Origin of the sequence: Blattabacterium cuenoti (genome assembly GCF_014252055.1) — a bacterium.
In the GTDB taxonomy this organism is placed as follows: domain Bacteria; phylum Bacteroidota; class Bacteroidia; order Flavobacteriales; family Blattabacteriaceae; genus Blattabacterium; species Blattabacterium cuenoti_D.
Genome location: NZ_CP059208.1, coordinates 274,075 through 291,094, shown reverse-complemented (window position 1 = coordinate 291,094; position 17,020 = coordinate 274,075). Strand labels below are relative to the sequence as shown.

The following is a 17,020-nucleotide window of genomic DNA, read 5'->3' as shown; positions in this document are numbered from 1 at the left end:
AATTATTTTTTTTTTAATCCTAATACTCTCAATCCATTTACAGTAGCTATTTTAACTAAATTATCTATATCATAGTAATGACAAGCTTCTAACATAACTCGTAATTCTATCCAAAGATTTCCATCAGAAAAAGGCTTGTATATATCGCATATGTTATCTGTTCCAAAAGCTACTAAAATACCTTCAGGGATCATTTCATCTACTGGAGTAATGGAATTGTGACTAGGAGTCAAACGTTCATTTCTAGTATGATCTATCCAAGCTATTGGACAAGATATTACCATTAAATCTGCTTTTTTCATTAATTTGTATATTTCATAACGATATGATCTAGCATGTGCAGCTAATGAGATACTATGTATAGCAACCACTTTTCCTTGCATTCCATGTTCAATTGTTTTTTTTGCTAGTTTCTCAGTCTCTTTCTCTTCACTTGTGTTAAATTGATCTACATGTACATGTACTATTTTCCCATATTCCTTAGCTGTTTTTAATAAAATATTTAAATGTTCATCTTCTTTACCATAATCTTTAGCTGGAAGCCCCCCAATAATATCCACAAATTCTATAGACTTATCAAACCAATATTTTGAATTTTTATCTAAAACTCCTTTGAGAACTTGATTTGCAAAACAAATATGTATGTAATTTCCATAATTATCTTTCAATTTTTTTGCTGCATTTAAAGCCTTATCTTCTATTATTTCATCTACATCAATAAATGTACACAGAGCTTGTGTCCCTTGTCGTAAAAAATATTCTAGAGCTTTTTCCATACGGATGTAAATATCCGATTCTGTAGCTAAACGTTTCATTTCGTCTACTAAATACCATTTTTTTTTGATAGGAAAATAAGAATATCGAAAATTTTTTTTCGTTAGAGTATAAGCTCTATCTAAGTGAGCATGAGCATTTACCCATCCTCCTTCTTGTTTAATTTTTTCTAGAAAAATTTTTTTAGGATTCATTATTTATAAATTTTTTAATTTAATTGGAAATCCAAACAACTTTTTTAGTTATAAAAAATGGTTCATTAAAATAATGATATAAAGAGTATTCTATTGCATTAGGAAATTTTTTTAACTCATCGGAAATATCTCCTCCTTTTAGATAAAAGGTTCCATTTATAATTTTGGAATTGGAATAAGATTTATCTTTAAATTTATTTTTTATCCATTGATGAATGGTTTCTATTTTTTTCACGGCTCTGGTTACTACAAAATCAAATTTTTTTTCTAATTTCTCTGCTCTAATACAAATGGTGCTTACGTTTTCTAATTGAAGAGTATCTACTATATTTTTTACAATTTTTATTTTTTTCATAATAGAATCTACCAATATAAATTCTGTTTTAGGAAATACTATAGATAGAGGAATTCCAGGGAACCCACCTCCTGTACCTAAATCCATCACGCATGATCCAGGAAAAAAAGAATATACTTTTGCTATTCCTAAACAAAAAAGAACATGTCGTTGGTAAAAATCATAGAAAGTTTTTCTAGATATGACATTTACATAGGAATTCCAATAGGAATACAAATCTTGTAAGGAGTGCAATTGGTTAAGTTGTTTATCTAATAAATATGGAAAATATTTTTTTATTAATTCCATTTTTGCAGATTTTTATAGATAAATAAATTTGATCATAAATTTATTTAGATTTGTAATCATTTCAAATTAATTATTTATACATCTATGAAAAATAGATTATCTCATCGTTTACAGAATATATCTTATTCGCAAACTATAGCCATGTCTGCTAAAGCTAGAGCATTAAAAAATAAAGGTTATGATATCATTAATTTGAGTTTGGGTGAACCAGACTTTTTTCCTCCTAATTTTGTTTTGAATGCAGCAAAAAAAGCTATAGATGAAGGTTATCACTATTATACTCCTGTATCCGGATATACAGAATTAAGAGAGATAATATGCAAAAAATTTTATCGTGATAATAAATTGAAATATACAACATCCCAAATTGTTGTTTCTACTGGAGCAAAACAATCTATCATGAACGTACTTCTATCTCTTCTAAATAGAGATGATGAAGTCATTATTCCTTCTCCTTATTGGGTAAGTTATTTACAAATGGTGAAGTTGTGTGAAGCATCTCCTGTTATAGTTTCTACAAAAATAGATAATGATTTCAAGATTGATGCAGAACAATTAGAAAAAGTTATTACATCTAAAACTAAATTATTTATTTTTAGTAGTCCGTGTAATCCTACGGGGAGTGTTTATTCTTACGAAGAGTTAAAAGATTTAGCTGAAGTTTTTAGAAAATATCCTAATGTAATGATACTTTCTGATGAAATTTATGAACATATTCGTTATTCTGGGAAACATGTTAGTATTGCAGTATTTCCTAATATTTATAATCAAGTGATCACACTTAATGGTTTATCCAAAGCTTTTTCAATGACAGGATGGAGAATTGGATATATAGGAGCTCCAGAATGGATTTCAAAATCTTGTGATAAGATTCAGGGACAGATGACTTCTTGTGCAAACTCTATAGCACAAAGAGCTGCTATTTCAGCATTACAATCATCTCCTATTGAAATAGAATACATGATAAAAGAATTTAAAAAAAGAAGAAATTTAGTTTTAGATATGATCAAGGATATTCCTGGTTTTCAATTTAATAAACCTAATGGAGCTTTTTATATTTTTCCAAATGTTTCAGAATTTTTTGGAGAAAGATTATTTGGTAAAATTATTCAAGATTCTGATGATTTTTCTAATTTATTATTGGAAAAAGCTAATGTAGCAACTGTTAGTGGAAGTGCTTTCGGAGATAGTGGATGTATACGTATTTCTTATGCTTCTTCAGAAGAAAAAATTATAGAGGCATTTACGAGAATAAAAAAAGCATTATCATAATAATAAAATAATAAGGGTGGACGACCGGATTCGAACCGGCGACCCTCAGAACCACAATCTGATGCTCTAAACCAACTGAGCTACGACCACCATAGTAATTAATTACTAAATATGAAAAAAAGAATGAATATATCAAAAACAAATATAGCTATAGTTCATTTATGAACAAAACTTTCTATGATTTTTTCACAATAAGAAAAAAGATTATTATATATCCATTTTATGATATATTTTCTTTCTTGAATGGGGTATAGAAGATGAACGTTAGCACCTGCATCTAGCGTAAAATAGATATTTTTTTTGCTTTGAATTCTGAATTCCCATATAGTGTAAATAATGTGAAGTGTATTTGGTTTTATCCATAAGAAATATGGTCTAGAAGTCATGATCATTGCATGAAGAGTTAATGCCTCATGTTCTATTAATTCTCCAAATTTACGGAAGTCTCCTGTTTTTAATATAGAAATAAGTTTTATCATATTCTTGTTAGCACTTTTAATTCTATCCTTAACATAAGGATGGTTATTCATTAACTTATGTCCTTTTGAACTTAATATTTTTTTAGGATTTTTATCCACTATTAATATAGTATCTGAAATATTTTGAAATATAGGATGTATTTTATATGGATATGGAATAGCATAAAAATTATTACTTCCTTTTATCGATTTATGATACCCCCAAACAACTAAACCAGGATAGATAGATCTGCAAGCGCTTCCTGAACCTAATCTTGATAAAAAAGAAGCTTTTCTTAAAAAAAAACTTTCTTCTTTTAAGGAAGAGTAAAATTTTTTTTCCATTTCCATAATACATAAAGCTAAGGCACTCATTGAAGAGGCAGATGATGCAATTCCACTACTATGTGGAAAATTGTTGTAAGTTTCAATAACGAAATCAAAATATCTAAGATAAGAACAATAAAATGAAGCTCTATGAAAAAATTTTAAAGTTTTTGGAAGAAAACTTGTTTCTTCTTTTCCATCTAGGAATATTTTTATCGAAAAATTTTTTTTTTCTTTATACTATATATTAACCGTGTTTTTGTATATACTTTACTTAGAGAATAACTAATAGAAGAATTTAATGGAATTTGTATTCTATCAGTATATTTTCCCCAATATTTAATCAGAGCAATGTTCGAATAACTTTTTTTTGTGATTACTCCATTAGGAAATATTGTTTCTAAATATTTTTTTTCAAAATTCACAATTATCAAAAATCATTTTTTATATAATCTAACATTTTCTTATCATCAAATTCTCCTTCTGAACGAGCAATAACACAACTTGCTAATCCATTTCCTATAACATTTACAGTAGTACGAGCCATATCCATTAATTCATCTATTCCAATAATAGCTAATATAGGCCAAGTAGGTAACCCAAAAGATGCAACAGTAGCTAAAAGAATGACGAGAGAAGCTCTAGGGACACCAGCTACTCCTTTACTAGTTAATATTAAAGTCAAACCTATAAATATTTGTTGACTAAAACTTAGAGGAATTCCAGATGCTTGTGCTACAAAAACTGTAGCTAAAGAAAGATATAAAGTAGTTCCATCTAAGTTAAAACTGTATCCTGTAGGAATAACAAAAGCAATAATTTTTCTAGGGACACCTAATTTTTCTAAATTTTCCATAAGTAAAGGAAGAGCAGACTCAGAACTTGTAGTAGCAAATGCTAATGAAACTGGTTCAGTCAATGCTTTCACAAAACCTTTTAAAGGAATTTTAATCCACAAAAGTATAGGAAATAAAACTACTATCAAAAAAGCAAATAAAGCAATATAAAGAGTTAATAATAGTTGAAAAAGGTTATATAAAATATCTAAACCCATATGACCAACAGTATAAGCTATTGCAGATCCTACTCCTATAGGAGCGAAATACATGATTATTTTAGTAAACTTAAACATTATTTCTGATAAACTTTCTGCAAATATCAATATGGGGTTTCGTTTTTTTTCTTCTAGAAAGACCATAGATATCCCAAATATTACAGAAAAAACTACTATAGGGAGGACATCCCCATGATATATAGATTTAATAAAATTCTCAGGAAAAACATGAAGAATAGTATCTTGCCAAGATCTGCTTTCTACAATTGGCAATTGTTGTTTTGTAATATTAGAAGGCATAACAATTCCTACTCCAGCTTGAGAAATATTAATAGCAATAAGTCCAATAAATAAAGCTAAGGTTGTTACTATTTCAAAATATAATAGGGATTTCCATCCCATACTACCTAATTGTTTTATGTTAGAATGACTTGCTATTCCAACAACTAAAGTTGAAAATAGTATTGGAGCAATAATAGTCTTTATTAATCTCAAGAAAATTTGAGATAAAAATCTCAGTTCTACAGCTATTTTAGGCAAGTCTAACCCTATTTCTATACCTATGATTATAGAAATTAAGATCCAAGTAGTTAAATCTTTTTTTAGAAAAGCATACAATATAAAAAGAGATATGACAGAACATCTTAATATGCAAAGAGTAGATTTATCTAATCCTAAAAAGGACCTATAGAAATGAATTAATGCACATACTAAAAAACTTAGAAAAGCTATCAGTAAAACTTTTTCTTTTTTTACTTTCATTCCAATACTCATTTTATAAAAAATTCAACATGAGACAATAAATACGTAACAAGCAGGTAAGGCAACAGACCCGTAGGGACTCGAACCCCAACTAACAGAACCAAAATCTGCTGTGCTACCGTTACACAACGGGTCTATGAAAAATGTAAATATATACCATTTTTTTTTCAAAAACATTATATTTATGTCTAAATTTAAGTTAGTTTCTTCCATAGTAGAAGACAAATGATAGACTTTTTAAGTCAATTTTTTTTTAAAGTTTAATTAATTATAATTATGTCCGTTAAAATACGTTTAAAAAGAATTGGAAAAAAACATAAACCAATTTATCATATAGTTGTAGCAGATTCTCGTGCTCCTAGAGATGGGAAATTTATAGAGAAGCTGGGAACATATAATCCTCATGCAGATCCACCATCTACTGTATTAAAAATGAATAACGCAGTTTCATGGTTAATGAAAGGAGCACGACCTACAGAAACAGTAAGATCTATTTTTTCTAAAAATGGAGTTTTACTTAAAAAGCATTTGTTAGAAGGTGTTAAGAAAGGAGCATTAACAAATGAAGAATCTTATGAAAAATTTAATATATGGTATAAAAAATATAAAATTTAATAAATAACATACAAATTCTTTTGATAAATTTAATAATTTATATTTAGAGCTCTTAATAGTATAGTTTCCTATACGTTCTCTTCTTAAAGAAAGAAGATATGAACCAATTCCTATTTCTTTTCCAAAATCTTTCGCTATAGATCTAATATAAGTTCCTTTCCCGCATTCTATAAAAAATCTTATGTATGGAATGCATATTTTTAGAATATGAAACTGATATACTTTAACCAATCTAGGTTTTAGAAGATACGAAAATTCTTTTTTTTTTCTAGCATATTCATATAGTTTTTTTCCATTTACTTTTAATGCAGAAAAATAAGGAGGATATTGATTTATTTCTCCTATAAATTTTTTTGATGTTTTTATAACAAGTTTTGGAGTAATATGGAAGGTAGAAGAATAATTATATTCTTCTGTTTCTGAATCGAAAGATTTCGTTTCACAACCTAATTTTATAATCCCTGTATAAACTTTTTTATAATTATGAATATGTTTTACGTTTTTAGTACTTTTTCCCGTAAGAACAATTAATAATCCATCAGCAAGAGGATCTAAAGTCCCTGCATGTCCTATTTTTAAATTTTCTTTACGATTATTTGAATTTGAATATTTTTCTAAAATGGCATTTTTTATTTTTTTCACAATTTCAAAAGAAGTAAACCCCCAAGGTTTATACACCAATAATGTTTTTCCATTTTTAAATTCAGATAAATCTTTAATCAAAATTTTCTAAGTGGTTTTACAAAATAATGTATTAATATAAAGAAAACTCCAAGAATAATTCTATAGTATCCAAATAATTTAAAATTGTATTTTTGTAAATACTTTATAAAAAATTTTATGGATATTACTCCCGTAATAAAAGATATTATATTTCCCACTAATAATAATTTCATATCATGAAAAAAAATGCGAAAATCAATATAATTTAATTGAAAAAAATAATCATGTAATTTTTTGCATGTAGCCATTCCAATAACAGGAATAGATAAAAAAAAAGAAAATTCAACAGTTTCTTTTCTATTTATATTTTGCAATAAACCAGCTATAATGGTAGTAGCACTTCTAGAAAATCCTGGTATTAAAGAAAAACACTGACATAATCCGATAACAAAAGCATTAAAATAAGTAATATAATTTCTCTTATAAAAGTAATTTTTTTTATATAAATTCTCTGACTTAATAATAATTACCCCACCCAATAAAAGTGATATAGATACTATGATAGGACTTTCTAAGAAAATATAAATTATACGATTTAACATAAACCCAAAAATTCCTATGGGAATAATAGCTAGAAAAATTTTCAAATAGAAATCATATTTTTGATAAAATAATTTTTTTCTATACATAAAAAATACAGAAAATATAGCTCCAAGCTGAACAGAAATTAGGAATAAATTTGTTATCTTTTTTTCTAATATTCCCATAATAGAAGCTATAAGGATCATATGTCCAGTAGAAGAAATAGGAAAAAATTCTGTAAGACCTTCAACAAAACCTAGTATAATTGATTGAATATAATTCATCAAATGTTTTTTTTATACATCTATTTTTGCATAAATCGCATTTTCTTCTATAAAATTTCTTCTAGGCGGAACATCGTCGCCCATTAAAATAGAAAATATTTTATCAGCTTCAGTATAATTTTCTATGTTGACTTTACGTAAAGTTCTATTTTTTGGATTCATTGTAGTTTCCCAAAGTTGTTCTGCATTCATTTCTCCTAATCCTTTATATCGTTGTATGTTTACATATTTTCTTCCTCCTAGTTTTTTTAGTATATTTTCTCTTTGTTGATCATTCCAAGCATATTTTGAATGACTTCCTTTCCTAATTAAATAAAGTGGAGGAGTAGCGATATAAATATGCCCTTTTTCTATCAAAGGTTTCATATAACGGAAAAATAATGTTAAAATTAAAGTAGAAATATGACTTCCATCTATATCTGCATCTGTCATAATAATAATTTTATTATATCTAAGTTTTTTTATATTCAAAATTTTTTCATCTTCTTCTGTTCCTTCTGTTCCTATGGAAACTCCTAGAGAGGTAAAAATATTTTTTATTTCTTCATTTTCAAATATTTTATATTGCATTGCTTTTTCCACATTAAGTATTTTCCCTCTTAGAGGTAAAATGGCCTGAAAGTTTCTATCTCTACCTTGTTTAGCAGTTCCTCCTGCAGAATCTCCTTCTACCAAATAAATCTCACAATTTTCTGGATCATTAAAGGAACAATCCGCTAATTTTCCAGGTAAAATTCCACTTATTATAGGATTCTTTTTCTGTATTAATTCACGTGCTTTTCTAGCAGCTTGACGTGCTTTAGCAGCTAAAATAATCTTATCAATAATTTTTTTTCTATCACTAGGATTTTCTTCTAAAAAACTATTTAACATTTCTCCTACAATCTTGTCTACAATCCCTCCAACTTCGTGATTACTCAATTTGGTTTTGGTTTGACCTTCAAATTGAGGATCCATAACTCGAATAGATATAATAGCTGTAATCCCTTCCCTAAAATCATCTCCAGTTAATTCTATTTTATCTTTAGAAGATCCATAACTATCTGTATATTTTCTCAATGTTCTTGTTAATGCTCGTCTAAATCCGGAAAGATGAGTTCCACCTTCATAAGTATTTATATTATTAACATAAGAATAAATTCTTTCTTTATAAGAAGTATTGTATTGCATTGCTATTTCTACAATAGTATTTTCCCTATTCCCTTCAATAAAAATTACATTTTTTGTAAGGGGAACTTGATTCTTATCTAAAATAGTAATATATTCTTTTAATCCGTTTTTAGAGAAAAAATATTCTTTTTTATTATTTCTCTCATCTTCTAAGAATAAATGTAATCCTTTATTTAGAAAGGAGAGTTCTTTCAATCTATTGGACAATATTTCATAATCATATGTAATATTATTAAATATAGAATCATCAGCAATATAATGAATCCTGGTTCCTCTCATATTGGTATTTCCCATACATTTAACAGGAAATGCAGCAGTTCCTTTATAATATTCTTGTTGATAGATTTTTCCGTTACGATAAACTGTGACTATCAGTTTTTTAGATAAAGCATTAACACAGGAAATACCAACACCATGTAACCCCCCAGATACTTTATAAGAATTTTTGTCAAATTTTCCTCCTGCACCAATTTTAGTCATAACAACTTCAAGAGCAGATTTTCCTTCTTTTTTATGAATTCCTATTGGAATTCCACGACCATTATCAAGAACACTTATAAATCCATTTTTGTGAATTTTTACCCATATTCTATCGCAAAAACCTGCCAAAGCTTCATCTACAGAATTATCTATAACCTCATATACTAAATGATGTAAACCTCTAAGTCCTATATCTCCAATATACATAGAAGGTCGTAATCTTATATGTTCAATTCCCTCCAGAGATCTAATACTGTCTGCTGTATAATCTTTTGTTGTATTATTATGATTATTATTCATAATCCATTAAATATTTATAAATTTTTCTTTTTTCCATAAAAAATTAATAGTTTTATCAAAGATATAGAAAATATAAAAAAATATTTTATACGTGAAAATTTGGGAAAAAAAAACGAATTCTGGTGTCGATAAAGAAATAATCAATTTTACCTCAAGTAAGGATTCGGAAGTTGATCTACTTTTAGCTCCACATGATGTTATAGGAACAATAGCTCATGTTATCATGCTAGAAAGTATTGGATTGTTAAGTAAAAATGATTTAAAAATTTTAATTTATGAATTACGTAATATATATGTCGAAAAAATATTGAAAAAAAATTTTAAAATTGACGAAGGAATAGAAGATATACATTCTCAAATAGAATTTTTGCTAACTAATCGTTTAGGAGAGGTAGGGAAAAAAATACATAGTGGTAGATCTAGAAATGATCAAATATTAGTAGATTTAAAATTATTTATTAGAACAGAAATAAAAGAAATAATATCAATTACTTATTCTTTATTTGATTTGTTATTGAAATTGAGTGAACAATATAAAAACGTATTAATCCCTGGATACACACATTATCAAATAGCGATGCCTTCTTCTTTTGGACTTTGGTTTGCTGCATATGCAGAAAGCTTAATAGATGATGTATTATTAATTCATACGGCATATCGCATCGTTAATAAAAATCCCTTAGGTTCTGCAGCCGGATATGGATCTTCTTTACCTTTAAATCGTAAGATGACTACAGATTTATTAGGATTTGATGATTTAAATTACAATGTTATCTATGCTCAAATGGGTCGTGGAAAAATGGAAAGAATTGTTTCAGATGCTCTTGCTTCTTTAGCAAGAACTTTAAGTAAAATGTCACAAGATATTTGTTTATATTTAAATCAAAATTTTAATTTCATCAGCTTTCCTGATTATCTTACTACTGGATCTAGTATTATGCCTCATAAGAAAAATCCGGATGTTTTTGAAATTATACGAGCTAAGTGTAATAGAATCAATTCTCTTCCAAATGAAATATCTTTAATTACTTCTAATTTATGTTCTGGATACCATAGAGATTATCAAATTATTAAAGAAAGATTTATCCCAATTTTTGATGAGTTAAAAAAATGTTTTTTTATGTCTAAATATATGTTAAATCATATCATAATAAGAAAAGATATACTAAAAGAGGATAAATATCGTTATTTATTTAGTGTAGAAGTAGTTAATAGACTTGTTCTTGAAGAAGGATATTCTTTCAGAGAAGCTTATAAAAAAGTAGGATCAGACATACAAAATGATTATTTCAAACCATTTAAAAATAAAGTATATTATTCTCATGAAGGAAGTATAGGAAATTTATGTAATGAAAAAATTAGAAAAATGATGAAAAAAGTGATAAAAAGTTTCAATTTTGATAAAATCGATAGAGTTACAAAATTTCTAATCTATGATAGAATTCCATTCCAAGGATTATTTATTAATATTATGGTTTTATTTTCCTGGACTTTTGTTTTAACCAATCTTTAATTTTTTTATGATTTCCAGATAAAAGAATATCTGGAACTTTCCATCCTTTATAAATTGCTGGACGAGTATAAATAGGAGGAGCGATAAATGATTCTTGTTGAAAAGAATCTGTAATAATAGAATCTTGATTATGTATTACTCCAGGCAATAATCTAACTATAGTTTCTACTAAAACAGCTGCAGCTATTTCTCCTCCCGATAAAATATAATTACCAATGGATATTTCTTTTGAAATTAAGTTATCTCTAATCCTTTGGTCTATTCCTTTGTAACGTCCGCATAGAATGATAATATTTTTTTTTTTTGTTAAAAATTGAGCATTTTTTTGTGATAAAAGTTCTCCATCAGGAGTCATAAAAATCCTTTCATCATAATATCTTTCTGATAATAATTTAGAAAAACAATGATACACAGGTTCGATTCTAATTACCATTCCAGATCCTCCTCCATAAGAATAATCATCTATCTTTTTACGTTTTCCCAAACCATATTTTCGTAGATTATGAATCTGTATATTGATAAAATTTTTATTTATCGCTCTTTTAATGATAGAATTAGAAAAAGGTCCCCTAAGTATATCAGGAAATATGCTGATAATATCTATACGCATTATTTACTAAAATATAAATATAGCAAGATAGTAATAATCTAGTAATGAAACTAATGAAAAAATTCTAACTTTAGCGAATAATTTATAAAAATGAGTTATATCGTATCTATAGTAGGACGTCCTAATGTAGGAAAATCTACTCTTTTTAATCGTCTTGTCGGAAGAAAAAAGGCGATTGTTCATGTTACAAGCGGTGTTACAAGGGATCGTATTTATGGAGTAACAGAATGGAATGGAGTGAAATTTTCTGTAGTAGATACAGGAGGTTTTACTATTTCAGAAAACGATTATCTTGATGATGAAATAAAAAATCAAATTTTTATAGCTATTGAAGAGTCCGATATTGTTTTATTTTTGGTAGATATCAAAATTGGAATATTGAATACGGATATAGAAATGGCTCAAATATTAAGAAAAAAATACAGAAAAATAATTCTATTGGTAATAAACAAAGTAGATAATGGAAAATACATGTATCATGACACAGATTTTTTTTGTTTAGGATTTAATGAATATTATTATATATCAGCTATAAACGGTAGTGGTACAGGAGAATTATTAGATAAAGTGATAGAAGTCTTAAAAAAAAATATTAAAGACAATAAAAAAGATAGAAATGATACAGAAAAATTTCTTCCTATATTTTCAGTTGTAGGGCGTCCTAATGTAGGAAAATCTACATTGATTAATTCTTTTTTAAATAAAAATCATCATATTGTAACTAATATTCCTGGAACAACGAGAGATAGTCTAGATGTTATCTATAAAAATTTTGGATATGAATGTATTTTAGTTGACACACCTGGTGTTAGAAAAAAATCAAAAATAATAGAAAATATAGAATTTTATTCTTCTATAAGAACAATAAAAACGATAGAATATGCAGATATTTGTCTTTTAATGATAGATGCAAATCGTGGATGGGAAAATCAAGATATGAATATTTTTAGATTAGTGGAGAAAAATCATAAGGGGATTATAATTATTATTAATAAATGGGATTTGTTTTATAAAAAGAATGATTCTTTACAAAAAGATTTTGAATCTTTAATTAGAAAAAAAATTGCTCCATTTAATAATGTTCCTATTCTTTTTGTATCTGCTAAAAATAAAAATGGAATACATAATATTATTCCAACTGCCTATGCTATTTTAAAAGCCAGAAAAAATAGATTAAAAACAAATATTTTAAATAAAATTATGTTACCTATTTTAAAAAATAATCCTCCTCCTTCTATAAAAAAGAAATTAATAAAGATAAAGTATTGTACTCAGTTACCATCACGAACTCCAAAATTTATTTTCTTTTCTAATTTTCCACAATACATAAAAGAATCTTATAAAAGATTTGTCGAAAATAAGATTCGTTATCACTTTAATTTCAAAGGAGTACCCATACAAATTTTCTTCAGAAAAAAATAACTTTTCGATTTGATAACACATTTAAGAGGAAAGTTAGTTGAAAAAAATCAATCTTATTTAATAATAGATTGTCATGGCGTAGGATATTATATTTATATATCCTCATATACCTATTCTTCTTTAAAAAAAGAAGTAGGAGAAAATATCTATATATACACTTTTCTTTTCATGAAAGAAAATCAAAAAGTTTTATATGGTTTTTTTGATAAAAAAGAAAGAAATATATTCTCTTATTTGATATCTGTAAATAGTATAGGTCCAAGTTCCGCTATTACATTATTATCTACTCTTACTCCAAATAAAATAGAAGAATCTATCTACAAAGAAGACATAAAAGTTTTTGATAAAGTAAAAGGAATAGGAAAAAAAACAGCTCAAAGAATTATTCTTGAACTTAAGGATAAAATAATTCCTGCTGAAAAAAAACAAAATCATGTAAAAATTATAGAAGATGTAGGGTTAATAAAAAAAGACGCCTTAAGTGCTTTGATTGTATTGGGTTTTTCTGTTAAAGAATCCGAGAAAGTATTAGATAATATTTTAAATAAACATCCAGAATTTTCTGTAGAAAATCTTATCAAAGAATCTATAAAAAAGTTATAAATCACAAAAAAATATAAATTGTCATGAAGCTTTTTTATCCATCAATTATAGTGATTCTCTTTTTGTTATCAATATTTGATCTTATTGTTGGATTGATTAATGATGCCGTTAATTTTCTAAATTCTGCTATAGGATCCAGAGCTGCTTCTCGTAGAATTATTATGATTTTTTCTAGTTTAGGAATATTATTAGGAGCTTTTTTGTCGAGCGGAATGATGGAAGTAGCAAGAAAAGGTGTTTTTAATCCTTCTTATTTTTATTTCTCTGATGTTATTTTCATTTTTTTAGCAGTTATGATCTCTGATATCATATTATTAGATATTTTTAACACTTTAGGATTACCTACTTCTACTACTGTATCTATGGTTTTTTGTTTATTAGGAGGAGCTTTCAGTATTGCAATGATAAAAATATCTTCACTATCAAGTAATGAGCCTTTTCACAATTTAAGTTTATATATAAAAGCAGAAAAAATATTGACTATCAGCATAGGAATTTTTTTATCTATTATAATATCTTTCATTTCTGGAGCAATTATTCATTATTTTATTCGTTTATTTTTTAGTTTTGAATATGAAAAAAGATTAAAATATGTAGGTGTGATATGGACAGCTATTTCATTAAGTAGTATGACTTATTTTCTTATTGTAAGAGGATTGAATAGTACTTTACAAGGAATTATGAATGATAATTTTACATATTTTTCATTATTAATGAAATCTCTTACAGAATGGATTCATCATAATTTCTTTATTTTTTTACTTGTATTATTTTTATTTTGGATTGTTATTGCAAAAATATTTGTTTATTTAGGATATAATATATTAAAGTTTGTTGTATTATATGGAACTTTTTCTTTAGCTATGGCATTTGCAGGAAACGATTTAGTAAATTTTATAGGAATTCCAATAGCTAGTATACAATCTTATAATATATGGAAAAAAGCTGGAAGTCCACCGTCTGAAGAATTCAATATGAAAAGTTTATCCGGAAATGTCCAAGTTCCATCTTCATTTTTAATTATTTCAGGAATGATTATGATATTAACTCTATGGTTTTCTGATAAAACAAAAAATATAACCAGGACAGAGATTAATTTAAGTAGACAAAATGAAGGTCCAGAAAAGTTTTTATCAAATTCTTTTTCTAGAGGAATTGTTAGATTTTTTTTATTTCTTGAAAAGAAAATTTTTGTTTTATTTCCAAAACGAATTCTTGTAAAAATAGAAAAAAATTTTAAACCAAGAAAAGAAGTAAATGAAGCTTTTGACCTTGTAAGAGCTTCTGCTAACTTAACCATATCTAGTATTCTAATATCTATAGCTACAGTGCAAAGATTACCATTATCTACTACCTTTGTTACTTTTATGGTCTCTATGGGAACTTCTCTTTCAGATAGAGCATGGGATAGAGAAAGTGCAGTATATAGAGTTTCAGGAGTTTTACAAGTGATAAGAGGATGGTTTTTAACAGGGTTTATTGCTTTTGTCATATCCGGAATTACTGCAACATTTTTATATTATTTCAGAGGTTTTGCAGTTATATCTATTGTTTTATTTATAATATTCACAATATTATATAGAATATATAATAAATATCATGAAAATATAGAAGAAGATAAATATTTTTTGATCTTAGAATATCCAATAAAAATATCTTTAAATAAAACTTTTGATATTCTAAAATTTATACTTTCAAAGATAGAAAATATTTATAAAAATAGCATTAAAGGAATTACTAAAGAAAATTTAAAAAATCTGCAATATAGCAGAAAAAATTTTTTAAAATTGAAAGAAAATTTTAATAATATACATAATACCCTAACTAAGGTAATTAGGAAAAATAGTGACCCTTCTACTGGTATATTTTACCTACATATTTACAATAAGACTAAAGACATCATTGAATCCTCAGATATCATTACCGATCATACTCTATTTCATGTGATTAATTGTCATAAACCATTAAAAAATAAACAAAAAAAAAATTTATTAAAATTAGAAAAATTTATGAATGAAAATTTTGATCTAATGAAAAAAATAATCAAAGAAAAAAATTTTAAGGATATTAAATTCCCTTGTTCAATACAAATTAGAATCATAAAAGAAATTGAAGAACAAATAAATCAACAAGTAATAGGTATTATCCATGATAAATATGGAACAAAAAATACCTTTTTAATGTTAGATATTTTATTACAATCAAAAAAAATAACAGAAAGTATACAAGACATTATGCTTTTATCTCAAGAGACTATATTCCATTCTAAGAAAGATGCTTCTTTTCTATCTTTTTAGTAATTTTTTTGTTTAATTTTATTATTTGTTAGTAATTCATTGTATTACAGCCTCTTAAATCAGTAAAATCAATTCTTCCTAATACTTCAAACTCTTCTTCGTTTATTTTCTTTCCTAAATCTTCAGTAGAAATAAAAGAACAAGATAAATAATTGGATAAATCTATAACATCAATTCCTCCTATTTTATTATTTTCTAAATGCATAAATGGGTTTTCCGTATCTCTAATATATATTTTCATCCAGGGAGGGCATTGAAATATGCCATTTTTTTTTGCATATGCCTGAGAAAGCAATTCTGTCATTCCATATTCCGAATGAATATATTTAACGCAAAAGAAATTTTTTAAAATATAATGTAGTTCTTCTCTAACTAATTCTTTTCTTTTCCCTTTCATTCCTCCTGTTTCCATAACAATTAATTTTTCTTTATGTTCATTGATGAAAATTTTTTTTTTTTCTATAAAATCTAATAAAGAGGAACTAAGTCCGAAAATAAAAACATTTATCCCATTTTTTATATGAATAGATTTTCTAGAAGAAGAAATAAAAAGGCTTCCATTTTTAATGGTTCTATTTATCATATAATTTACCATGTAAATCAAAGAAGAGTTAGTTATTTGATGTGGAAAAAAACATAAGAATTTAAATTTTTCTATAGTTCCATAAAAATATTCAAATCCTTTTAAAATACTACTAGTGTAAATACTTAAATCAGATATAAAATGTTTGCTTTTTAATCCTGTAGTTCCACTACTTTTAAAAAGTATGTCTGTATTATTTTTTTTACTACTTAAAATACGATGCGTTTTAAAAAAGGAAATAGGTAAAAAAGGAATTTCATAAACATTTTTTATGTTAACTAATTTTAATTTTAATGAATGAACGTAGTTTCTATAAACTTCATTATTCATTATTTGATAATGAAATATATCCATAGCTATATTTTCAAATTCATTTTTTGATGAAATAGAAAATATTTTTTCTTTAAAATTCAT

At 26.1% G+C, this 17,020-nt stretch carries 16 protein-coding genes and 2 tRNA genes; 6 read left to right on the top strand and 12 right to left on the bottom strand.

Features of this window, described 5'->3' with window-relative positions; translation table 11 throughout:
• Window positions 1-2: 2 nt before the first annotated feature.
• Together H0H48_RS01425 and rsmG are read right to left on the bottom strand one after the other, a co-directional pair.
• The gene (locus H0H48_RS01425; protein ID WP_185871329.1) at window positions 3-968 is read right to left on the bottom strand and encodes an amidohydrolase family protein; all 966 of its coding nucleotides are present in this window, start codon (window positions 966-968) and stop codon (window positions 3-5) included.
• Window positions 969-987: 19 nt separating this feature from the next.
• Complete coding sequence (rsmG, locus tag H0H48_RS01420; RefSeq protein WP_185871328.1) at window positions 988-1,611, bottom strand: 16S rRNA (guanine(527)-N(7))-methyltransferase RsmG; 624 nt, start codon at window positions 1,609-1,611, stop codon at window positions 988-990.
• 84 nt (window positions 1,612-1,695) lie between these two features.
• On the opposite strand from rsmG, the gene H0H48_RS01415 reads away from it, so the two are divergent.
• Window positions 1,696-2,883 carry a pyridoxal phosphate-dependent aminotransferase gene (locus H0H48_RS01415; protein WP_185871327.1) on the top strand — a complete coding sequence of 396 codons (1,188 nt, stop codon included), beginning with the start codon at window positions 1,696-1,698 and terminating at the stop codon, window positions 2,881-2,883.
• A 15-nt stretch (window positions 2,884-2,898) separates the two neighbouring features.
• Here H0H48_RS01415 and H0H48_RS01410 read toward each other — a convergent pair.
• The 5 genes from H0H48_RS01410 to H0H48_RS01395 all read right to left on the bottom strand — a co-directional run bounded on the left by H0H48_RS01410 (window position 2,899) and on the right by H0H48_RS01395 (window position 5,620).
• Window positions 2,899-2,973: transfer RNA gene (locus tag H0H48_RS01410), tRNA-His, on the bottom strand.
• Window positions 2,974-3,038: 65 nt separating this feature from the next.
• Entirely contained in the window at window positions 3,039-3,878 is an 840-nt protein-coding gene (locus H0H48_RS03115; protein ID WP_394366917.1) for a diphosphomevalonate/mevalonate 3,5-bisphosphate decarboxylase family protein, read from the bottom strand.
• A gap of 2 nt (window positions 3,879-3,880) precedes the next feature.
• Entirely contained in the window at window positions 3,881-4,093 is a 213-nt protein-coding gene (locus H0H48_RS03120; RefSeq protein ID WP_394366915.1) for a hypothetical protein, read from the bottom strand.
• A 5-nt stretch (window positions 4,094-4,098) separates the two neighbouring features.
• Window positions 4,099-5,496 (bottom strand): dicarboxylate/amino acid:cation symporter, encoded by a 1,398-nt coding sequence (locus tag H0H48_RS01400; protein ID WP_185871326.1) that lies wholly within the window; start codon window positions 5,494-5,496, stop codon window positions 4,099-4,101.
• Between the two features lie 53 nt (window positions 5,497-5,549).
• A tRNA-Gln gene (locus tag H0H48_RS01395) sits at window positions 5,550-5,620 on the bottom strand.
• 140 nt (window positions 5,621-5,760) lie between these two features.
• Here H0H48_RS01395 and rpsP point away from each other — a divergent pair.
• Entirely contained in the window at window positions 5,761-6,099 is a 339-nt protein-coding gene (gene rpsP / locus H0H48_RS01390) for a 30S ribosomal protein S16 (RefSeq protein ID WP_185871325.1), read from the top strand.
• Here the strand turns inward: rpsP and truB are convergent.
• The 3 genes from truB to gyrB are packed head-to-tail and all read right to left on the bottom strand — an operon-like array spanning window position 6,040 to window position 9,578.
• Window positions 6,040-6,822 (bottom strand): tRNA pseudouridine(55) synthase TruB, encoded by a 783-nt coding sequence (gene truB / locus H0H48_RS01385; RefSeq protein ID WP_185871324.1) that lies wholly within the window; start codon window positions 6,820-6,822, stop codon window positions 6,040-6,042. The two genes, rpsP and truB, sit on opposite strands and share 60 nt — an antisense overlap.
• Window positions 6,819-7,628, bottom strand: a complete 810-nt coding sequence (locus H0H48_RS01380; protein ID WP_185871323.1) for an undecaprenyl-diphosphate phosphatase — start codon at window positions 7,626-7,628, stop codon at window positions 6,819-6,821. Before H0H48_RS01380 ends, truB begins: the two co-directional genes overlap by 4 nt.
• 12 nt (window positions 7,629-7,640) lie before the next feature.
• Complete coding sequence (gyrB, locus tag H0H48_RS01375; RefSeq protein WP_185871322.1) at window positions 7,641-9,578, bottom strand: DNA topoisomerase (ATP-hydrolyzing) subunit B; 1,938 nt, start codon at window positions 9,576-9,578, stop codon at window positions 7,641-7,643.
• Between the two features lie 91 nt (window positions 9,579-9,669).
• On the opposite strand from gyrB, the gene argH reads away from it, so the two are divergent.
• Window positions 9,670-11,091 carry an argininosuccinate lyase gene (gene argH, locus H0H48_RS01370; protein ID WP_185871321.1) on the top strand — a complete coding sequence of 474 codons (1,422 nt, stop codon included), beginning with the start codon at window positions 9,670-9,672 and terminating at the stop codon, window positions 11,089-11,091.
• Here argH and trmD read toward each other — a convergent pair.
• Window positions 11,048-11,701, bottom strand: a complete 654-nt coding sequence (trmD, locus tag H0H48_RS01365; RefSeq protein WP_185871320.1) for a tRNA (guanosine(37)-N1)-methyltransferase TrmD — start codon at window positions 11,699-11,701, stop codon at window positions 11,048-11,050. The genes argH and trmD overlap by 44 nt on opposite strands.
• A gap of 90 nt (window positions 11,702-11,791) precedes the next feature.
• Between trmD and der the strand changes: the two genes are divergently transcribed.
• The 3 genes from der to H0H48_RS01350 are packed head-to-tail and all read left to right on the top strand — an operon-like array spanning window position 11,792 to window position 16,023.
• Complete coding sequence (gene der / locus H0H48_RS01360; RefSeq protein ID WP_185871319.1) at window positions 11,792-13,123, top strand: ribosome biogenesis GTPase Der; 1,332 nt, start codon at window positions 11,792-11,794, stop codon at window positions 13,121-13,123.
• 9 nt (window positions 13,124-13,132) lie between these two features.
• Window positions 13,133-13,726: a Holliday junction branch migration protein RuvA gene (ruvA, locus tag H0H48_RS01355; protein WP_185871318.1), complete on the top strand. Its 594-nt coding sequence runs from the start codon at window positions 13,133-13,135 to the stop codon at window positions 13,724-13,726.
• 23 nt (window positions 13,727-13,749) lie between these two features.
• Window positions 13,750-16,023, top strand: a complete 2,274-nt coding sequence (locus H0H48_RS01350) for an inorganic phosphate transporter (protein ID WP_185871317.1) — start codon at window positions 13,750-13,752, stop codon at window positions 16,021-16,023.
• A gap of 28 nt (window positions 16,024-16,051) precedes the next feature.
• On the opposite strand, the gene H0H48_RS01345 is transcribed toward H0H48_RS01350, so the two are convergent.
• Window positions 16,052-17,020 (bottom strand): LuxE/PaaK family acyltransferase, encoded by a 969-nt coding sequence (locus H0H48_RS01345; RefSeq protein ID WP_185871316.1) that lies wholly within the window; start codon window positions 17,018-17,020, stop codon window positions 16,052-16,054.

Coding starts and splice junctions, on each gene's coding strand:
- H0H48_RS01350 (WP_185871317.1), top strand. CDS start 13,750: ATGAAGCTTTTTTATCCATCAATTATAGTGATTCTCTTTTTGTTATCA.
- rsmG (WP_185871328.1), bottom strand. CDS start 1,611: ATGGAATTAATAAAAAAATATTTTCCATATTTATTAGATAAACAACTT.
- der (WP_185871319.1), top strand. CDS start 11,792: ATGAGTTATATCGTATCTATAGTAGGACGTCCTAATGTAGGAAAATCT.
- H0H48_RS01415 (WP_185871327.1), top strand. CDS start 1,696: ATGAAAAATAGATTATCTCATCGTTTACAGAATATATCTTATTCGCAA.
- gyrB (WP_185871322.1), bottom strand. CDS start 9,578: ATGAATAATAATCATAATAATACAACAAAAGATTATACAGCAGACAGT.
- H0H48_RS01425 (WP_185871329.1), bottom strand. CDS start 968: ATGAATCCTAAAAAAATTTTTCTAGAAAAAATTAAACAAGAAGGAGGA.
- H0H48_RS01380 (WP_185871323.1), bottom strand. CDS start 7,628: ATGAATTATATTCAATCAATTATACTAGGTTTTGTTGAAGGTCTTACA.
- trmD (WP_185871320.1), bottom strand. CDS start 11,701: ATGCGTATAGATATTATCAGCATATTTCCTGATATACTTAGGGGACCT.
- rpsP (WP_185871325.1), top strand. CDS start 5,761: ATGTCCGTTAAAATACGTTTAAAAAGAATTGGAAAAAAACATAAACCA.
- H0H48_RS01345 (WP_185871316.1), bottom strand. CDS start 17,020: ATGAATTTTAAAGAAAAAATATTTTCTATTTCATCAAAAAATGAATTT.
- H0H48_RS01400 (WP_185871326.1), bottom strand. CDS start 5,496: ATGAGTATTGGAATGAAAGTAAAAAAAGAAAAAGTTTTACTGATAGCT.